This is a genomic window from Pantoea sp. LMR881 (assembly GCF_027157825.1).
GTDB classification, from domain to species: domain Bacteria; phylum Pseudomonadota; class Gammaproteobacteria; order Enterobacterales; family Enterobacteriaceae; genus Pantoea; species Pantoea haifensis.
Genome location: NZ_JAPVOK010000002.1, coordinates 2,159,585 through 2,177,106 on the forward strand (window position 1 = coordinate 2,159,585; position 17,522 = coordinate 2,177,106).

The 17,522-nt window shown below is 52.5% G+C and carries 6 protein-coding genes and 5 pseudogenes; 4 read left to right on the plus strand and 7 right to left on the minus strand.

The window, feature by feature from the left end:
• Positions 1-20: 20 nt before the first annotated feature.
• Positions 21-301: pseudogene (gene ppiC, locus O3W44_RS11975) on the plus strand (peptidylprolyl isomerase PpiC).
• Here ppiC and O3W44_RS11980 read toward each other — a convergent pair.
• Together O3W44_RS11980 and pdeH are read right to left on the minus strand one after the other, a co-directional pair.
• A pseudogene (locus O3W44_RS11980) lies at positions 302-2,361 on the minus strand (AsmA family protein).
• Between the two features lie 63 nt (positions 2,362-2,424).
• Positions 2,425-3,197: pseudogene (gene pdeH, locus O3W44_RS11985) on the minus strand (cyclic-guanylate-specific phosphodiesterase).
• A 283-nt stretch (positions 3,198-3,480) separates the two neighbouring features.
• On the opposite strand from pdeH, the gene O3W44_RS11990 reads away from it, so the two are divergent.
• From O3W44_RS11990 to O3W44_RS12000, 3 genes and pseudogenes are all read left to right on the plus strand, one after another.
• Complete coding sequence (locus O3W44_RS11990; RefSeq protein WP_269293236.1) at positions 3,481-4,410, plus strand: sugar kinase; 930 nt, start codon at positions 3,481-3,483, stop codon at positions 4,408-4,410.
• A gap of 289 nt (positions 4,411-4,699) precedes the next feature.
• On the plus strand, positions 4,700-5,020 hold the full coding sequence (locus tag O3W44_RS11995) for a hypothetical protein (protein ID WP_269293237.1): 321 nt from the start codon (positions 4,700-4,702) through the stop codon (positions 5,018-5,020).
• 628 nt (positions 5,021-5,648) lie between these two features.
• Positions 5,649-6,522: pseudogene (locus O3W44_RS12000) on the plus strand (alpha/beta hydrolase).
• Between the two features lie 4 nt (positions 6,523-6,526).
• Here O3W44_RS12000 and O3W44_RS12005 read toward each other — a convergent pair.
• From O3W44_RS12005 to bcsB, 5 genes and pseudogenes are all read right to left on the minus strand, one after another.
• Complete coding sequence (locus O3W44_RS12005; protein ID WP_269293238.1) at positions 6,527-8,020, minus strand: M16 family metallopeptidase; 1,494 nt, start codon at positions 8,018-8,020, stop codon at positions 6,527-6,529.
• A gap of 233 nt (positions 8,021-8,253) precedes the next feature.
• Positions 8,254-9,540 carry a dicarboxylate/amino acid:cation symporter gene (locus tag O3W44_RS12010; protein ID WP_269293239.1) on the minus strand — a complete coding sequence of 429 codons (1,287 nt, stop codon included), beginning with the start codon at positions 9,538-9,540 and terminating at the stop codon, positions 8,254-8,256.
• A 228-nt stretch (positions 9,541-9,768) separates the two neighbouring features.
• The gene (hmsP, locus tag O3W44_RS12015; protein WP_269293240.1) at positions 9,769-11,775 is read right to left on the minus strand and encodes a biofilm formation regulator HmsP; all 2,007 of its coding nucleotides are present in this window, start codon (positions 11,773-11,775) and stop codon (positions 9,769-9,771) included.
• Positions 11,776-11,931: 156 nt separating this feature from the next.
• A pseudogene (locus O3W44_RS12020) lies at positions 11,932-15,221 on the minus strand (cellulose synthase subunit BcsC-related outer membrane protein).
• Positions 15,214-17,505, minus strand: a complete 2,292-nt coding sequence (bcsB, locus tag O3W44_RS12025; RefSeq protein ID WP_269293241.1) for a cellulose biosynthesis cyclic di-GMP-binding regulatory protein BcsB — start codon at positions 17,503-17,505, stop codon at positions 15,214-15,216. Before bcsB ends, O3W44_RS12020 begins: the two are co-directional and overlap by 8 nt.
• Between the last annotated feature and the right edge of the window lie 17 nt (positions 17,506-17,522).

The following is a 17,522-nucleotide window of genomic DNA, read 5'->3' on the forward strand; positions in this document are numbered from 1 at the left end:
ATACACAACGAGACAGCAACATGGCGAAAACTGCGGCGGCTTTACACATCCTCGTGAAAGAGGAAGCTCTGGCGAAAGAGATACTGACGAAGCTGGAAAAAGGCGGGAGCTTTCAACAACTGGCAAAGAAACACTCTACCTGTCCGTCCGGGAAAAACGGCGGCGATTTGGGGAGTTCCGTCAGGGTCAGATGGTGCCCGCATTTGATAAAGCGGTTTTCACCTGCCCGCTATTAAAACCTTACGGACCGGTGAAAACCGCGTTTGGTTATCACATTATCAAAGTGCTCTACCGCAACTGATTACTGACTGTTTTTCATCTGCTGTAATACAGTACTGCACTGATTATCCTCGTTATCGCTGGAGGAAATCAGTGCCAGTAATGCAGCAGCAGGCGCAACAACTGTACCTAACGCCACGGCAGCGGCACCACGCGCCAGCAGCGGACCCGCTTTCACTCCGGCGTCAGGATTTTTGAATGTTCCGCGCACATAAAGCGGCGAACGCAGGGTAATAATGCGAATGCCTTTGCTCTCTGGATTGATAGAAAGATCCATCCGCTCACTGGCGAAATTAGCGTTGCCAGTGACGTTAATCACTGCATTCTCAGTATCAAAAACAAACAGGTTGGGTGTCGCTAAGCCGTTTTGCAGTTTGATATCGGTTGCGGCGCAGTTAATACGCACCTGATCATCGCCAAACAGTTTGCCTACCACATAGTTACCGACATTAAGCCCGGCGATTTCCATCAGGCTGCGGCTGATCACGCCATCGTTCATTAACAATTTCAGTTGGCCATCACTGGTCGCCAGTAAATCTGCGACCGAATTACCCGTACCGGTAAAACTGGCATCGCCGTTTAGCTGGCCCAGGCTGTTCTGCATCGCTGATACATCCGGGAACAGCTGACGCAAGCGCAGTTTCCGTGCGTGAATATCTGCGCGCCCGCGCATCGGCGTGCGATCGCCTTCTAAACGAATGGTGCTGTTTAAATTGCCGCCCGCCATGCCGAAACGCAGCGGATCCAACAGCAGGTCACCATTTTTGAGCTGCAAATGGGTATAAAGATCGCTCAACGGCAGCGAATTGCTGTGTTCGATACGCTTGCCGCTAAATTTCACATCAGCGTCCATCACGTCCCAGCTTTTGGTATCGAACTTATCGTGGGGTAATACGCGATCGGTGGGCTGGGTCGACTTTTCTCCCCGCTGCGCTTTCGCCTGCTCGGTTTTTTTGCTGCCTTTACCGGAATCAACGCCGATGAGTGGCCCTAAATCCGCCATACGCAACTGGCGAGACGTCAGTTCACCGCTCAGTTTGGGACGCGGTTTACCCTGGGTATAAGTTAACGAGCCATGAATATCGCTGTCGCCGATGTGGCCATTAAAATTTTCATATTGATAAACAGGACCTTTTTCACCGGCAAATTTAGCACGCAAATGACCATCTGTGTCATAAGGTGGGGTATCGGGCAGCAGCACGCCCGTCAGACCATACAAATTTGCCAGCGTGTCGCCCGAGAAGCGCAGACGCACGTCCAGCCCGCCTAAATTCATGGGATCCTGCAACCCGCCTGTTACCTGCACGCGCGTTGTCCCGTTCCGCACATCGGCCTGAATCGGGAACGGCGTATTCTGGCTGCGCAGCGACAGCATGCCGCCAGTTTTGCCCTCACCCTCTAACTGCTCGTTGTTATAAGTACCGTTAGCCTGCCAGCCAAATACAAAATCTCCCGCACCTTTTTGCTTATCATCACCGCCTGCAATTTGCGCATAGGGCACCGGCTTGCCCAACGGGTTCACCTTCACGGTGACATCAGCTTTATTGATCGCATCGCGATAGCGGATTTGCCCCTGATCAAACAAGATATTGTCGAGACGGAAGGACCACGCCGAGGGTGGCGCGTTCTCATCTTTGTTGTCACTGTTGGCGAGATTAAAGGTCCAGTTATTTTTCTTATCTGCCGTCTGGATCAAGCGCGCATCGGGCTGCTCCAGTTTAATCCAGGGTATAAATACTTCTTTATGCAGAAGCGCCAGCGGCGCCAGAGTGGCATCCACGCGCTGCAAATGCACCATTGTTACTTCCGGAACATCCGGCGGATTGCCCAGCATGATGTCCTGCGCGTGCAAGTGCGGCCACGGCACCCAACTGCGCCAGCCAGGCTCGTCACGATTACGTTCCCAGGCTACGCCTAAATCGCCACGAATGGCGAACGGACGGTTCAATTCTGTCGAGACTTTCTGGTTAATGGTTGGCTTCAGACGATTCCAGTCAAATGTGGCAATAATGACAATGAGTACAACAACCAGTAATAAAAAAGCCCGATAATCCAACTTATGATTTTTCCTGTGCGAGACATTTCGCTTTCTCCTTGCCCTTCCCCGGTCTCTGTTAAAGATAGTCGAGACCGTAAGGAACAGCATCAGGAAAGCTGGATAGCAAGATGATTCAACTCAGAAAAAGGGACCGGGCGCGAAAAGAAATAACCCTGTGCAGCCATCGCTGGTGAAGACTGAATCTGTTGCCACTCCTCTTCTGTTTCTACGCCTTCAACGATGACCCCGTTACAGTAACGGTTGATAAGCGCCAGAAGCATTGCAAACAGGCTACGTCCTTCGTCAGTTTTTCGCAGCAGGATAAACAGCTCGCGGGACAGCTTGATGTAATCATATTTAAGCTCGGTCAGGGCTGAGAAGTTGGCCATGCCTGAACCAAAATCGTCCAGCCACAGCGGGCCGAGCTCCGGCATCTGTGCAATCATCTCTTCCTGCGGTAAAACGTGATGCTCAGTGAGTTCAAATCGCACCCAGGATAGCCGTGCGATCAGGCTGCGAATCGGTGGATGATTCTGTATCGACAGCAGCGAAGGGCCATCAATATTGACCGACGCAACGATGTCCGCTTTTTCAAAAAATTCAGACCACTGTGTAAGCAACTCCAGTTGCTCATGTACGACATGCAGCCGCTGAGCGGTATCAAGCGCAGCAAAATATGATTCAGGTGACAGCTTTTTTCAGGTGCGGATGGGTGCGTTATGGCGGTGAGCAGTTCGATAGCCAGCAACCGGCCAGACACCTTGTAAATCGGTTGAAAAGTATAGAATCGTTGGCATTGTTGCCAGAAAAGATGTGTTTCCGGCTGGGGGCTTATGTCACTCAAAGAAGGTAGCCTGTGACTTGTATTCTCCATCACCATGGTATTTTCCTGGTTGGTAGTGAGCGCCTGGACAGGGCAACTCAGCGGCACTTATCGGCTATCTCCGGGATAACTTTATTAGCATTTGGCCGCTTGAAAGCACTGAGTGTAACAATGACTGAACCTGCACAATCGCCAAAACAAGCTGGAATTTAATTGCTATATCAACTGAAAATTCCACTTTTCAGACCTTAAGTGGAATTAAAACGCCGTTTTAAAATTCGTTGACGTCTGCCATACCAGACGCGAGACTAGGGTTGAATTTCACTACAGGCTAAAAACCATGACGCAGAAAAAAATCGCCATTATTGGCGAATGCATGATTGAGTTGTCCGAAAAGGGTGAGAACATTAAACGCGGCTTTGGCGGCGATACGCTGAACACCGCGGTTTACCTTGCCCGACAGGCAGATGACGCACAGCTCAGTGTTGATTACGTAACCGCGCTGGGAATTGATTCTTTTAGCGATCAAATGATTGCCGCCTGGCAACAAGAGAAGGTTAACACCGGCCTGATTCAGCGGCTGGAAAATAAAATGCCGGGCCTGTACGTCATCGAAACGGATGCCCACGGCGAGCGCACCTTCTGGTACTGGCGCAGTGATGCGGCGGCCCGTTACTGGCTCGACAGCCCAGAATCTGACAACATTTGTCAGCAGTTAGCGCAGTACGATTATCTGTATCTGAGCGGCATCAGTTTAGCGATATTGCCTGACAGCAGCCGTGACAAGCTGATGGCCTTACTGGCACGCTGCCGGGCCAATGGCGGTAACGTCATTTTCGATAATAACTACCGTCCACGTTTATGGCGTGATAACGCTGCCGCGCAAACGGCCTACCGCGCCATGTTAAATTGCACCGATATCGCTTTTCTGACGCTGGATGATGAGCATCTTCTGTGGGGTGAGCAGTCACTGGAAGAGGTCATTGCCCGCACGCGGCAGGCAGGTGCCAGCGAGATTGTGATTAAACGAGGTGCCGAATCGTGTCTGGTTGCGGTTGGCGACGAGCCGCTCATCGATGTGCCTGCTATACGCCTGGCGAAAGAGAAAGTGATCGACACCACCGCTGCGGGTGACTCCTTTAGTGCTGGCTATTTGTCACAGCGTTTAACGGGTGCCTCACCGGAAGCCGCCGCGCAGTGCGGTCATCTGACTGCCAGCACGGTGATCCAGCACCGCGGCGCGATTATTCCGCTTGATGCCATGCCGTAATAAAAAAGCCCTCTCCTCTGTAGGATGGGGCTTTTCTATATTTACAGCTCTCATCCATTTAATAATTAATAATATATGTTAAATAAATTATTATTAATTTAAGTAACACGTTACTTTAAACAAGGCCATTAATATAATGGTCAAACCTCTGCAATTTATTGTGATATAGCTCGTAAAAAGCACCCTCAAGAAATAACGCCGTTTACTTAAATATAAATTTGCTTTATATCTTTCTTCAGGTCAGGTGCCATCCCGTAAATTAAAATAATATTAATACAAGGAAAGATATATGCGTGAACTCACTCTGGACGAAATAGAAACGATTTCAGGCGCAGGGAATTTTGCCGACAAATCCGAGGGCGGTCGTGTTTCTGGTGGCTATAACGGCGGTAAAGGTGGCGCGCCCAGGAGCTGTGCAAACGACGTGGGTGCCAGTATGATTTTGGGTTTGATTGGTGGAATGCCTGGCGGGCCAGGAGGAATGGCAGTCGGTGCCGCAATAGGTGGATTAAGCGGATCGCTTAGTTGTAATAACAGCCCTTACGGCGGTAATAAAAACGGTAACAACTCCTCTAATCGCGGTAATTTTGGAGGGCAGTGCACCAGGTGATTAAACAATCATTTACCTTTCACATTAGAGATTTTTTTAAACAGCCGCGCAAACGACGAACCATAATTAATTTGTGTTCGTTAATTGTTTTTTATCCTGTAGCTTATAAGAGCAGTTTGTGCCGCTTTTCTGTAACAGGAAACTATTACGATCTCCTGCTATGGTTTTTTGTCATAATCGGCATTTATTCTTTTTTTTCTTCAGCGTTCCGTTTTTTCGACTGGTATAACGGAAAAGAAACACGTTAATGATTATTTAAAAGGCAACCCTGCGTTGCCTTTTTTCATTAGCAGGATCATTAATTTTCTCAATAATTTTCGCAAATGAAAAGTGCAATAATTTAACTTATGGTAAAACAATCCATTTTTGATTTTAGTTGAGTTATACAAACAAGCTGCCTTCAATTTTAACAGCCAGAAAAACCGCACATTCTGCAATTAATTCCTTTATAGATTAGTCAGTTGAAATCAATGACCTCTCCCCAGGCTTAGTCCGAATCTGCTTATATTCTCTGTTTTCAGATGGACGCCTTTATAAAAAAACACCATCTTTTAATCAACAATAGCAGGATGCTGTTTACCCGGCCGCGAACAAAACTATTACAACATCTCTCGCATCAGGACATGTTATGAATACAGAAATTATTAATATCTGGCCGCACGGCGAAGCGCCAGGTGCCAGCGATTCTCGTGCACAGCCACAAATTACCGATATGGCAAAACAGTATGAACCTTATGATCGTGCCGCAACCGGCGTGCGCTGCCCGGAAATAGCGATCTGGCATCCTGTGGAGTCAAATGGTATTACGCTACTGGTTGCGCCCGGTGGCGGTTATCATCGCGTTATGATCGATCGTGAAGGCAGTGCGCTGGCAACCTTTTTCACCTCAATGGGCTACACGCTGGCTGTGATGACATACCGTCTGCCTTACGATGGACATCATGAAGGCCCTGACGCACCGCTTGCGGATGCGCAACGGGCAGTACGTGTCCTGCGCGAACGTGCGCAGCGCGGACTGAACGGCAAGTACATCGTGATGATGGGCTTTTCAGCGGGCGGGCATGTTGCAGCCAGCCTCGGGACACGTTTCGCGGAAAAGCTCTATCCGGTGCAGGATGGCGCTGAAAACCACTCACCGCGACCAGACGCTATGGTGCTTATTTATCCGGTCATCAGTATGCGTGACGGCCTGGCACATGAGGGTTCGCGTACACGATTACTCGGTGCGTGGCCCGATCAGAAAACGATTGATGCCTATTCGCTGGAGACACGTGTGCATGCGCAAGTGCCGCCCACGCTATTGATTCACGCTGCTGATGATGACTCAGTATCTGTTAATAACAGCATGGTATTTTTTCAGCGCACTGCGCGAGCACAAGGTTCCGGCAGAAGTTCATTTTTATCAGAAGGGTGGCCACGGTTTTGGTATCCGTGGCCTGGCAGATTTGCCCCTCGCCAGTTGGCCAATGCTGGTCACCGAATGGCTCAGGGCAAAAACCTGAGGATTTAAGTAGCCGGGGGCGCAACGTCGCTCGCACTGCTGTCCGGCTGGCTGGCATCGCTGCTGGCCGCCGGTACGTCAGGAGGCGTCATGACTTTATCCCAGTTGCTTCGCAGGCTTTTCACATTGGTTTCCGCTTCGCCTTCTGGCTGAATCAGTACCATCATCAGCTCCTGCGTTAGCTGCTGGCGCAACTCCTGATTTAACCGGTCGCGCGTCAGACCCGCCAGAAAAGCCTGGCGCAGCTTTTGATATTGCTCAGGCGCAATATCCACCACCGAATTTTGCTGTGAGCGCAGACGCTGGCTCATTAATACGTCCGTATCGGTTCGGGCGTAGGTGGTAAACAGCTTGTTTAATTCCAGCAGCTTTTGCGCCATCAACGCATCAAACTCTTCCTGCGGCAGGCCCTTATCACGTACTTTTGCCAGCTCGCGCGCCACCAAATTCATGTTTTGCTCAAGCGTTTCGTTGCGGGCATCCATGTTGATAGAACACTGCGCGCGCTGATACAGCACACGACAATCAAACCCGACCTGAACGCCCTGCGCTTTACTGTCACTTAATGCACGCTGCACATGCCAGAACAAGGCTTCGCGTGCCAAATCGCCCTGCCAGTAACGCTGTAAATTTTGCGAATCCCGGATGGGTTGCCACGGCCCGTCCCACACTAATGACAAGCGATCCTGATTCATAGTGCCATTCACCAGATTAACCGGCTCGTGGGGTAACGGTGAGAGTGTCGGTAACGGCGCGGGCGTTTCACGTTTTCCTTTCAGCGGCGAAAACGCTTTATTGAGCTGCTCAGACAGGCTGCGGCTGTCAACATTACCCACCACATACAGCGTCATTGCATCGGGCGTATACCATTGGTGGTAGAACGCATTAAGCTGGGCTAAATCGACCGGTGCGCGAGGCTGCTCAGCAGGATCGTGCGCCAGTAACGCCGAGCCTTTCAGGCGATAACGCCACCAGACATCCTGCGTATTCGCAGGCCAGGTTGCGACAGGATCGGAAGCCGAAAGCGCGGTACTCACGACTTGTTCAGTAATCGCCATATTGCCTGCGGTTGCCGCCAGCCAGTTAAGGGCTTCTTTCAACAATTCTGGCCGGTTATTCGGCAGGCTGAGGTTATATTGCGTGAAATCATAGGAGGCGATAACAGGCGGCAGCGGATGTTGCGGATCCATCGCCTGTTGCCATAATGCGCGCTGTTGGTTGGTATCAAGCGCGGTGTTGTGCACCATTGCCAAACGCGGCAGCAAGTGACTGAAACCAGACTGTTGCGTTCCTTCTACCAGCGAACCGGTATTCACTACCAGACGCAGCTCGATGCGGTCGCTTGGACGTTGCGGTGTCGTCAGTACTTGCCAGTTAAACCCGTTATCCAGTTTGCCTTCCTGCCAGGCCGGATCCGGTTGCAGCGTTTCCGCTTGTACACCATAGCTGGTTGCTGCCAGCACTACACCAACCAAAAGCCAAATTCTGGTGCCCTGCATGTGAACCCCTACTAAACAATTCAAAATCGTTATCGCTGGCATGTTTTGCCGCTGTTATAAACGAACCGGCTGACGCCAGAGCGCGCTGTTATCCAACAACAAAGTGTTTGACCACAGGAAGGTCAGGATGTCGCGCAGCGAAATGAAAAACTCATTGGGGTTTATTATCCAAATGCCCGCAGTCAGGGCAAGTGACAGCGGGCATTTGGGAGGATTTAAATGGAAATCAGTGATTAAACAGATGATTCAGACGTTTTTTTCGCCTTATTGCCACCTGAAAGCGTCTCTTTCAACTGTTTGTGATCCAGCTGATCGACCCACTTCGCAACCACCACTGTTGCCACACCGTTACCCACCAGATTCGTCAGTGCACGAGCTTCAGACATAAAACGGTCAATGCCGAGAATCAATGCCAGACCCGCTACCGGCAGATGGCCGACCGCAGAAAGCGTCGCTGCCAGCACGATAAAGCCACTGCCTGTGACACCCGCAGCCCCTTTCGACGAGAGCAGCAGCACCACCAGCAAGGTGATCTGATGAACAATATCCATGTGCGCATTGGTTGCCTGCGCAATGAACACTGCGGCCATCGTCAGGTAAATGGAAGTGCCATCCAGGTTAAATGAGTAACCCGTTGGAATAACCAGTCCCACAACCGATTTCTTACAGCCGAGACGCTCCATTTTATCCAGCATACGCGGCAGCGCCGACTCGGAAGAGGAGGTGCCCAGTACGATCAACAGCTCTTCTTTAATGTAGGCAATAAATTTGAAGATACTGAAACCTGTTACGCGCGCAATCAGCCCCAAAACCACCACAACAAACAAAATACAGGTGATGTAGAAGCAGATAATCAACTGACCCAACTGCACCAGCGAGCCAACACCATACTTACCGATCGTGAACGCCATGGCACCGAAAGCACCAATTGGCGCGAGGCGCATGATCATGTTGATGATGCCGAAAATCACTTTCGAGAAGCTTTCAATAACGTTGAAGATCAGCGTGCCGGCGTTACCCAGGCGATGCAGTGCAAAGCCAAACAGCACGGCGAACAGCAACACCTGCAGAATGTTACCGCTGGCAAACGCACCGATAACGCTGTTCGGAATGACATCCAGCAGGAAGGCGACAATACCTTGTTGCTCGGCCTGTTGTGCATACACTGCCACCGCTTTGGCATCCAGCGTTGAGGGATCAACGTTCATTCCTGCACCAGGCTGAATCACGTTAACCACGACCAGACCGATAATCAGCGCAATGGTGCTGACAATTTCAAAGTAAAGTAGCGCAACGGCGCCAGTGCGGCCCACTGCTTTCATGCTCTCCATACCGGCGATACCGGTGACTACCGTACAGAAAATGACGGGAGCGATGATCATCTTAATCAGTTTCACGAAGCCATCGCCTAACGGCTTCATTTGTGTACCTAATTCCGGATAAAAATGGCCCATCAAGACGCCGATACCGATGGCAACCAGCACTTGAAAGTAGAGGCTTTTAAACAGCGAGGTTTTCATAAACAAGTGTCCACTAGCGACAGAAATGACGTTATTGTCGGGTTCGTTATTATGACCGGCCAGCGGGTGGGAACCAGCTAAACGCGGTAGCCAGAAAATAACACTCTGTTTACGGGATTAATACAGGCTGACAAACCCGGGGAAATGATACAAGCATAATTCTGAACTGAAACGCTTCAGCTGCTACTTTTGTAACTAAATTTCTCGATAAATCAATGCATCCGGTGATTATTTTGTCGGTGACGGTTTCGCAATCCATTGTTGGTTGAAACGTGTCAATACAAGGGCTTCAGAGTAGAGATAGCCTTGTCCGATGCGGATACCTCGCGCCAGTAACCAGTCGCGCTGCTCATGCGTTTCCACGCCTTCAGCGATCACATCAAGGTCAATAATATCCGCAATGGCGGCGACAATTCGTACCATGGTGTCGTCGTCAGGCAGCGCCGAGACAAAGCTGCGATCCATTTTCAGTTTATTAACGGGCAACGCCTTAAACTGATGAAGATAATTGAGATTAGAGTAACCCATGCCGAAATCGTCCAGCGCCACGGCTACGCCGGTTTGCTGCAACATGCGCAGCAATGAAATAGCCTGTTCGGCATCGCCGATTTGTGCCGTTTCGGTCATCTCCAGTACGAAAGTACCCGGCGCAATGCGGTGACGCTCAAGCAATGCCTGAAGATGCGTGACCATACTGGCGTCACGCAGCTGCACCGCAGAGACATTCACGCTGAGCGGGATCATGACACCCTGCTTTTGCCAGGCCGCCAGAATGCGGCAGGCTTCTTCAAATACCCAGCGACCAATCGCAGAGATAACGCCAATCTCTTCAGCACTGGCAATAAATTCTTCTGACAGGCCATAACTGCCGTCTGGCTGACGCATACGTAATAACGCCTCAGCACCGACCAGCTCACCGGTTTGCATATCAATTTGCGGCTGAAGATAGAGCGCGAACTGCTCATCCTGCAAACCCTGTAAGATGTCGTGCTCCTGCGTTAAACGCTTCTGCGCTCGCTCATTTAGCGCGGCGTCAAAAAACAAAACCTGATTTTTACCCTGATGACGTGCCGACATCATGGCCGATGTGGCGCGATCGAGCAGCTCATTTGCACTGAGCGGCTCATCGTCCCGTAACGCCAGCCCGATACTGGAATTAGGACGTAACTGTAACTGATGCAGATTAACCGGCTGGTTGAGGCGAATCATCAGGTTACGCGCCAGACGCATGGCGCGGAAAGGATTACTGGCGCGCTTCATCAGTAGCACAAAATCACTGGCTCCGGTTTGCGCCAGCAGCGTGTGATCGTCAAGCGTGCTGCGAATTTTCTCGACCAGGGTCAGCATCAGCGTATCGCGCTGCTCGTCACTCAATACGCCGTTGGCTTCCTGCAAGGTTTCAACCCGGATCACCATCAGGCCAAACGGCTTTGAACGACTACGCATATATTGATCCAACAGGGCGAGAAAAAGCGCGCGGTTGGGTAAGTCGGTAACGTCAAAGTGAGTGGTTAATCTGCTCATCTCATCATGAACCGACTCCAGTACCTGTTGATTGCGATTGTAGCTACGGATCAACATGCCGATTTCGTCATCGCGATGCCCCTGCGGCAGCGTCAGTTTATGTGTCAGAATCGATTGCGGCGGCAGCTCCTGCAATTCACGGGAAATATTACGCAGCGGATGAACGATTAACCGGTTGATACACCAGCTTATGGCTACTGAAAGAATCAACGCCAGCAGCAAATAGGTGGTGATCATGGTGGAAAACGTGCTGAGGATAAACTGATATACACGTGTCGAATTAGCCTGCAACACCAGATAGGCCAGAGGCTTGGGTGAACCGGTATTTTCTATTGAATAGAGCGGCAGCGTAATCTGTACTGGCAGCTCAAACAGCCGCGCAATCAGGCGTGGGACAGGTTTTTCTGGCTCAAAATCCGCGTGGAGCGCCTGAAAGGCATTCGGCAGCACCACATCAGCACGAGACAAAATCCCGGCTGGTTTAAGCGTATGCAAAATGCGTTCGGCTTGCGGAATATCCGCTTTCAGCACCGCTTCGGATAACGGCTGACGTACGGTATGCGCAATGTTTTCCATTTGCTGGGCGTAGTCAATCCTGCGCTGCTGCACAAAATGAAACAGTTGAATGACGATAAAGATGCTAATGGTAATGAGCGCAACGATCGAAACTGTTGCCATCTGCTTTATCGTAAGTGACCGACTTACCCGCAAAAATGTTCCCCCGGCTATAAAAAAGCTCAGATATCAGACAGGAAAAAGCGTAGCAAGTATATCCCAACGTCATGTTTTTTTGATGACCTTGCAGAAGAGCAAAAAAGATTCGGAAAGGCACGTCGGATTTTCCTGACCTTTATTGCTCTCTGCGCACTATTTAAAATCTGCATATGGCGTTAATGCCTGCGGCGGCATCGCCAAATCACCCGCCCATCCTGCACCTGAATAGCGCAGATAAATCAAGCCATGGCTCGGGGTATAATCTTTCGCTTGCTGAATATCCACACCCGCGCCGATAAACCAGTTCGCGCTAATGCGGCGCTCAACGCCCGCTTGCAAAGTGTAACCAGTCCCGCAGCCTGACTGACTTTCCGAAACAGGATTTGAAGATAAAGCAAACCCTGGGTTAACGGGATAACGCTGCTGCGCATCCGTTTGCGAGCAGGACCAGGAGACCGAGCCACCTAAATCGTATGACCAGTTTCCGCTGCGCTGTCGCCAGCCCACAGGCAAAGAGAAAGAAAGGTACTGCTGCGGACTGTAATACCCCCCTGACCAAAGCTGTAATCACTGAGGTCTTTTTGGTAATGCCACAGCATACTGTTTAAGCCCACAGTGGCGCGGCGATTATCTTCATTAATCAATTTATAGTAATAACCCGCCATTAAACGTTCGCGGCTGTTATCAGCCACGTTCTTGCCGGTGATGTGGTGGGCGCTGAAATCGGCCCAGATACCATGCGCCTCGCCGCGATCGTAACTCAGCCCGATACTGCCACCCGTTGCGACCACGCCACCAAAAGTTTTCCCGCCGCTGGCTGCGGGATCGCGGGCACCCGCATAAGCCAGCAGTGAACTGGAAATGGGACGCCGCGAGACGTTAAAGGTCATGCCAACATCATCAATATCTGTTTTCCAGCTGATCCCGCCCACCCAGTTTGTCACGGCAAAGCCAAGCGGCGTACTGCCGATATCTGCTGACCAGCGGTCGTTTTGCCAGCCAACACCCACCGCTGTGCCTTCTGCCCGCTGGGTAAAATCTCTGCGACAGCCGCCCGAATTCGCATCATTGCAGCTACCAAACACCAGGTTATGGCTGCCGTTGGTATCATCAAACGTGCCCGCTGAAACCTGCACGTGATCGAGTCGCATAAAAGCGCGTCCATCAGCCAGCGGCGTATCAGCTTGTAACATCGTGGTGTGCGCGGTGAAATCAGATATGCCACCGGTCCCTTTATTACGCGAGTAGTCCTGCTCCAGCGTTAAGGTCGTATCCTGTTGGCGATAAAGATCGGCAGCATCACTGCGAATGCTGCTTTTCAGCCAGTCATCCTGCGGGTCGTTGCGGGTTAATGCGCTAAAGTCTTCATTGTTTTGCGGACGTTGCGTAGCAATGCCGCTGGCCACCATCGCGTCCCGGTAATCAGAAAGCGCCGCACCCGGCTGGCGTTGCGCCTGCTCAAGACGCGCGGCATCACGGTAAATCAACGCCTTAGTTTGTGAAGGAGCATCAGTGGCAGCGCGACGTTTTAACCCTTCAAACAGCTGCTGCGCACGCGCCATCTCGCCCGCCTGCTGCCAGGCCAGTGCGACCCGGCGATCGCTGTTCAGGTTCCCGCTCTCGTCTGGCGCCAGGGTTTGTAACAGAGCGCGTGCCTCCGGCAAGCGTTTCAACGCAATAAGTGATTCGATTCGTTCCAGCGCGTTGTCCAGCGCCAGCCGGTCGGCCAGTGCCTGCATATTGCTGTCCCACTTCTCCTGAGGCAGCTGATGTAACGCTGCCAGCGCCGCATCGTTATCGTCGTGGCTGGAAAAGTAGAGGGCGGCGGCATAGAGCGCCGCCGCATTGTCCCCATGCTGAATCAACAGGTGATGCATGAGTGTGTCAGCCTGTTGAGCTTCGCCGCTGTTACGCAACGCTCCCGCGAGACGATATTTAAGCCAGATATCATCTGGGCTTAATGCGGCTGCCTGACGATATTTTGTCGCCGCCTGCGCCCACGCGTTCTGCTGCGCCAGCGCATCTGCTTCAGCGCGCAGGCTGTCGCTACGCAACGCACGCAGTGTGTCTGCCAGGGCGCGCTGCTGTACGGCAGGCAAGCTGTTGATAAACGTCATTGCCTGGGCCGGCGATTGCGTTTGATAAAGCCCCGCCAGTCGGCGAATAGCCGTAGTATTGTTGCGATCACGTTCCAGCGCCTGTAACCACAACTGCTCTGCGCGTTGGCTATTTTTACGTGTCATCGCTACGTCACCCAGCCCAATCAGCGCGTAACTGTCACGGCTGTCCGTGGCCTGGGCGAAACGATACTGGCGCTCTGCGTCGTCAATGTCATTTTTCGCCAGCGCCTTGTCGCCATTCTCAATAGCCAGCCAGTAACGGTTGGTTTGTAGCAGAGATTGCCATTTCCCTGTTTGCGTACTCTGCTGCCCGGCTTTTAGCGCCCGTGTCAGCCAGTCGATAGCACTGGCACGGTTGTTAGCACGCGCCTGCGCCTGACCCATTGCTCCCATTAATTCAGCATCATCAGGAGTGGCTTTGAGCGCCGTTGTCAGGAAAGGTATCGCACTGGCCCCACTGCCTGCCTCCACCAGAGCTAAACCGCGCATCCGCTGACGATAAGCGGGATCGGCAAGCAATTTTTGCTGGCGCATCAGCTCTTCCTGCCCCTGCTGTCGGGCATCGCCACTGCTAAACAGGCTAAGGTATTGCTGCAAAGCCGCCACGCTGCTGTCACTCACCGGTTGATTGCGGATCTGCTCCAGCCACAGCTCCGCTGCGGCTACTCGCCCTTCGTCGCTGTTGGCGAGGCGACGCAGCTGCATGACGGCCTGCTCAGGCTGTTGTTGATCAAACGCCATGCGGGCAAGCTGCAACTCCACGCCCACATTGCCGGGATAGCGTTTTTCCAGCGCCAGTAATTGCTGATACGCCGTTGCAGTCTGGCCAGGCAAACGCGCCACCAGACGCCAGTACTCCAGCGCCAGATTAACGTCAGGAAACAGGCCGCCAAACTGGGCATCGTAAGCGGTTTTCGCTTCAGCCAGCCGACCCGATGTTGCCAGCAGACGCGCTTGCTGGAGCTTTTGCCGCCCTGCGTCTGTCATCATTTTCAGTCCGGCAGCGGATTCCCGCGCTGCCGCTGAATCTGGCGCAACCTTGTTTAGCTCATCCATCAACTTTTGCGCCTGGACTAAATCGCCCTGATGCAGTGCCATGCGTAAACGCGCCGCCAGCACCTGCGGATTATCAGGATCGATTTTTTCCAGCCGGTAGAGCGACTGCTGCACCAGATCGTATTTATGGGTCGATTCACCGGTACGCACCTGCGTTAACAACCAGTCGACAGGCGAAACCTGTTGCCCTTCCGTGGAAGCGGCCCTTGCCACTGACGATGCGCCCAGCACAGCACTCAGCAGCAGGAGCAAATGTCGGTTATTCATCGTCATATTCAGCTAAGCGACGGCGGCTCACCATGCGCATCAGTCGCCACACCATCAGCGCGAACAGCAGCACCACAATTAGCGCACAGGTTGCCAGCCAGAACGGATGCGTTGCCAACGCATTCCATAAGCGTTCCCACCACGGCAGGTGTCCCACGTAATAGCGTTCGCCAACCCGCAGGCTGTTGACACCCGATTCCCGAATAATGGCGGCGGAACCAAATATCGCGTTGCGCTTGCCGCTGTCGTTCATGGCATTATTCAGCAACTCCCAGGCGCGCGGGCTGCCATCCGCCAGCAGCGCGACCACGCTGCGCTGCTGGTTAAAAGGCGACTGGAAGCCGATAACCGCTGCCAGCGGGCCACTTGAGCCAACAGCTGTCGTGCTCTCCGCCTGGCGATCGTCGGCGCTTTGTGCGGTCACATCTGACAGCGGTTGATACACTGGTTTGTTCATCCAGCCACGCGCCGCGTCCACCAGAGCAGTGATCTTCCGGTCATCCTGAAGATCAGCCGGAATCGTGCCGATCATCAACAGATCCGCATCCTGGTTTTTGGCTTCGTTCCAGTCCTGGGTTAACTGCACCCGCAGCGCCGGATAGCCGGTCTGCGCGCCAATATTGCCTAATGCATTCAACAGGGTTGTCATCTGCTGGCTGTCAGGATGTTTGTCCATGAGCACTAAGGTTTGCGCTAAATCGGCGTAGCGGCTGAACGGGAACCCGGCGTTGGCCCAGGCACGCAGCGACGGCATTTCGATATAATGACGGTAGCCCGATAAATCGATGCTCGAACTCTCATCAATCACCACATGGTGGCCAATCGGCGTAACGGTTTCGCAGCGTCCATCGGCAGTACCGCCAATAAACGTGTTGGCGTAATCGAAGTCAAAACGCAGCTGATTTATCACGCCCAGACGCAGCGCCGGGATCGTCAGCTGGCGATTGCTGTCCTGTAAACCCTGATTCAGGGGGATATGCAGCAGTTGTTTACCCGCATTGTCTTTCGGTGGCAGCGGGTAATCCTGCATAAACTGATTGTTGAGATTTACCGCCAGCCTTGAACCGTCTTGCTGAATCGGTGCGCTGTAGCGGTAAATCAAATCCATATCAATGCCGCGTGCGCGTACTAAAAACAGATCCGGCGGCAGGTTAAGCGTCAGGCTGATGGGACCGGGCTGCAGGCCGTCAGATTGCAGTTGGTTTTGATATTGTGTCAGTTCAGCAAAAGTCGTTCGGCGATCGGTGCGTACCCAGTTTGGCGCATCATAAGCGTTGCGCGCCGCCAGCAACGTCACGCTGTCGATAGTGGAAGTTGCACCGCGCAGCATCAGCTCTCCCTGTGCAATACCCTGTACGGCCGTCAACAGATCGTTGTCATCACGACCCAGAATGAGCAGCATTTTTTCATAAGGATTGCCCGGCTGATTCACAATTTCTATTGTGGGTTTGCTGACCGGCGGTAAATCTTTAATAAAATCAGGGCGCTGAGCATTGGTGGCAAAGACCACAGCATGTTGCTGATCGGGTAACTGATTATACAGTACCGGGAATGACTGCCCGCGCCAGGCAGCTTTGCTGCCAAACCACGAAGCCAGTATGGCGGCAGCACGTTGTTGAGTAAGATCAGGCTGGGCGCTAAACACCATCGGCAGCGTCAACGGACGCGTATCACGCGCATCCAGGAACGGCTCGGGAAAATGCGACAGATCGTTCTTCAGCGGCAACTTTTGCAGCGTTAAATCGAGGCGGCTTTCTTTACCAATATCCAGCCAGATGGCACTGTTAGCCGGATTTTCACAAACGTTAGCGTAATGGCCTATCAGCTCCAGCCGAAGGCGATTGAAATCGCTGATAAAACGCGGATCGAGGGAAATCTCTGTTTGATTCAGCTTGCCTGTCTGTTCAGGCGTCAGCGTCACCAGGCCCGCCAGCTCATCATTAAGATAAATTTTAAGCTGCGACAGCGTCGGAATCAGCGCCGGTGACGGGCGATAGCTGAGATGCAATACCGCACGCGTGACCACTTCGTCACTGCGCACGCCAAACTCAATCTGGCTGGAAGGCTGCGTACCGCGCAGCGTCATGCTGCCCGGCGGCGGTGCAACTTGTGTAAAGTTCAGTACGCTGTTGCGCAACGGCGCGTTGGGTTCGCTAACCGCTGCGGCTGCAACCGGTGCTGCCGTCGTGGTGGGCATCGGCAACGCGGGTTGTTGCGCTGCGGAACATGTCAACGTTGCCGTGCCCAGTAGCAAGGCGGTGAACCAACCGGTTAATCTTGTCATGGTGTTCTCAGTCAAGG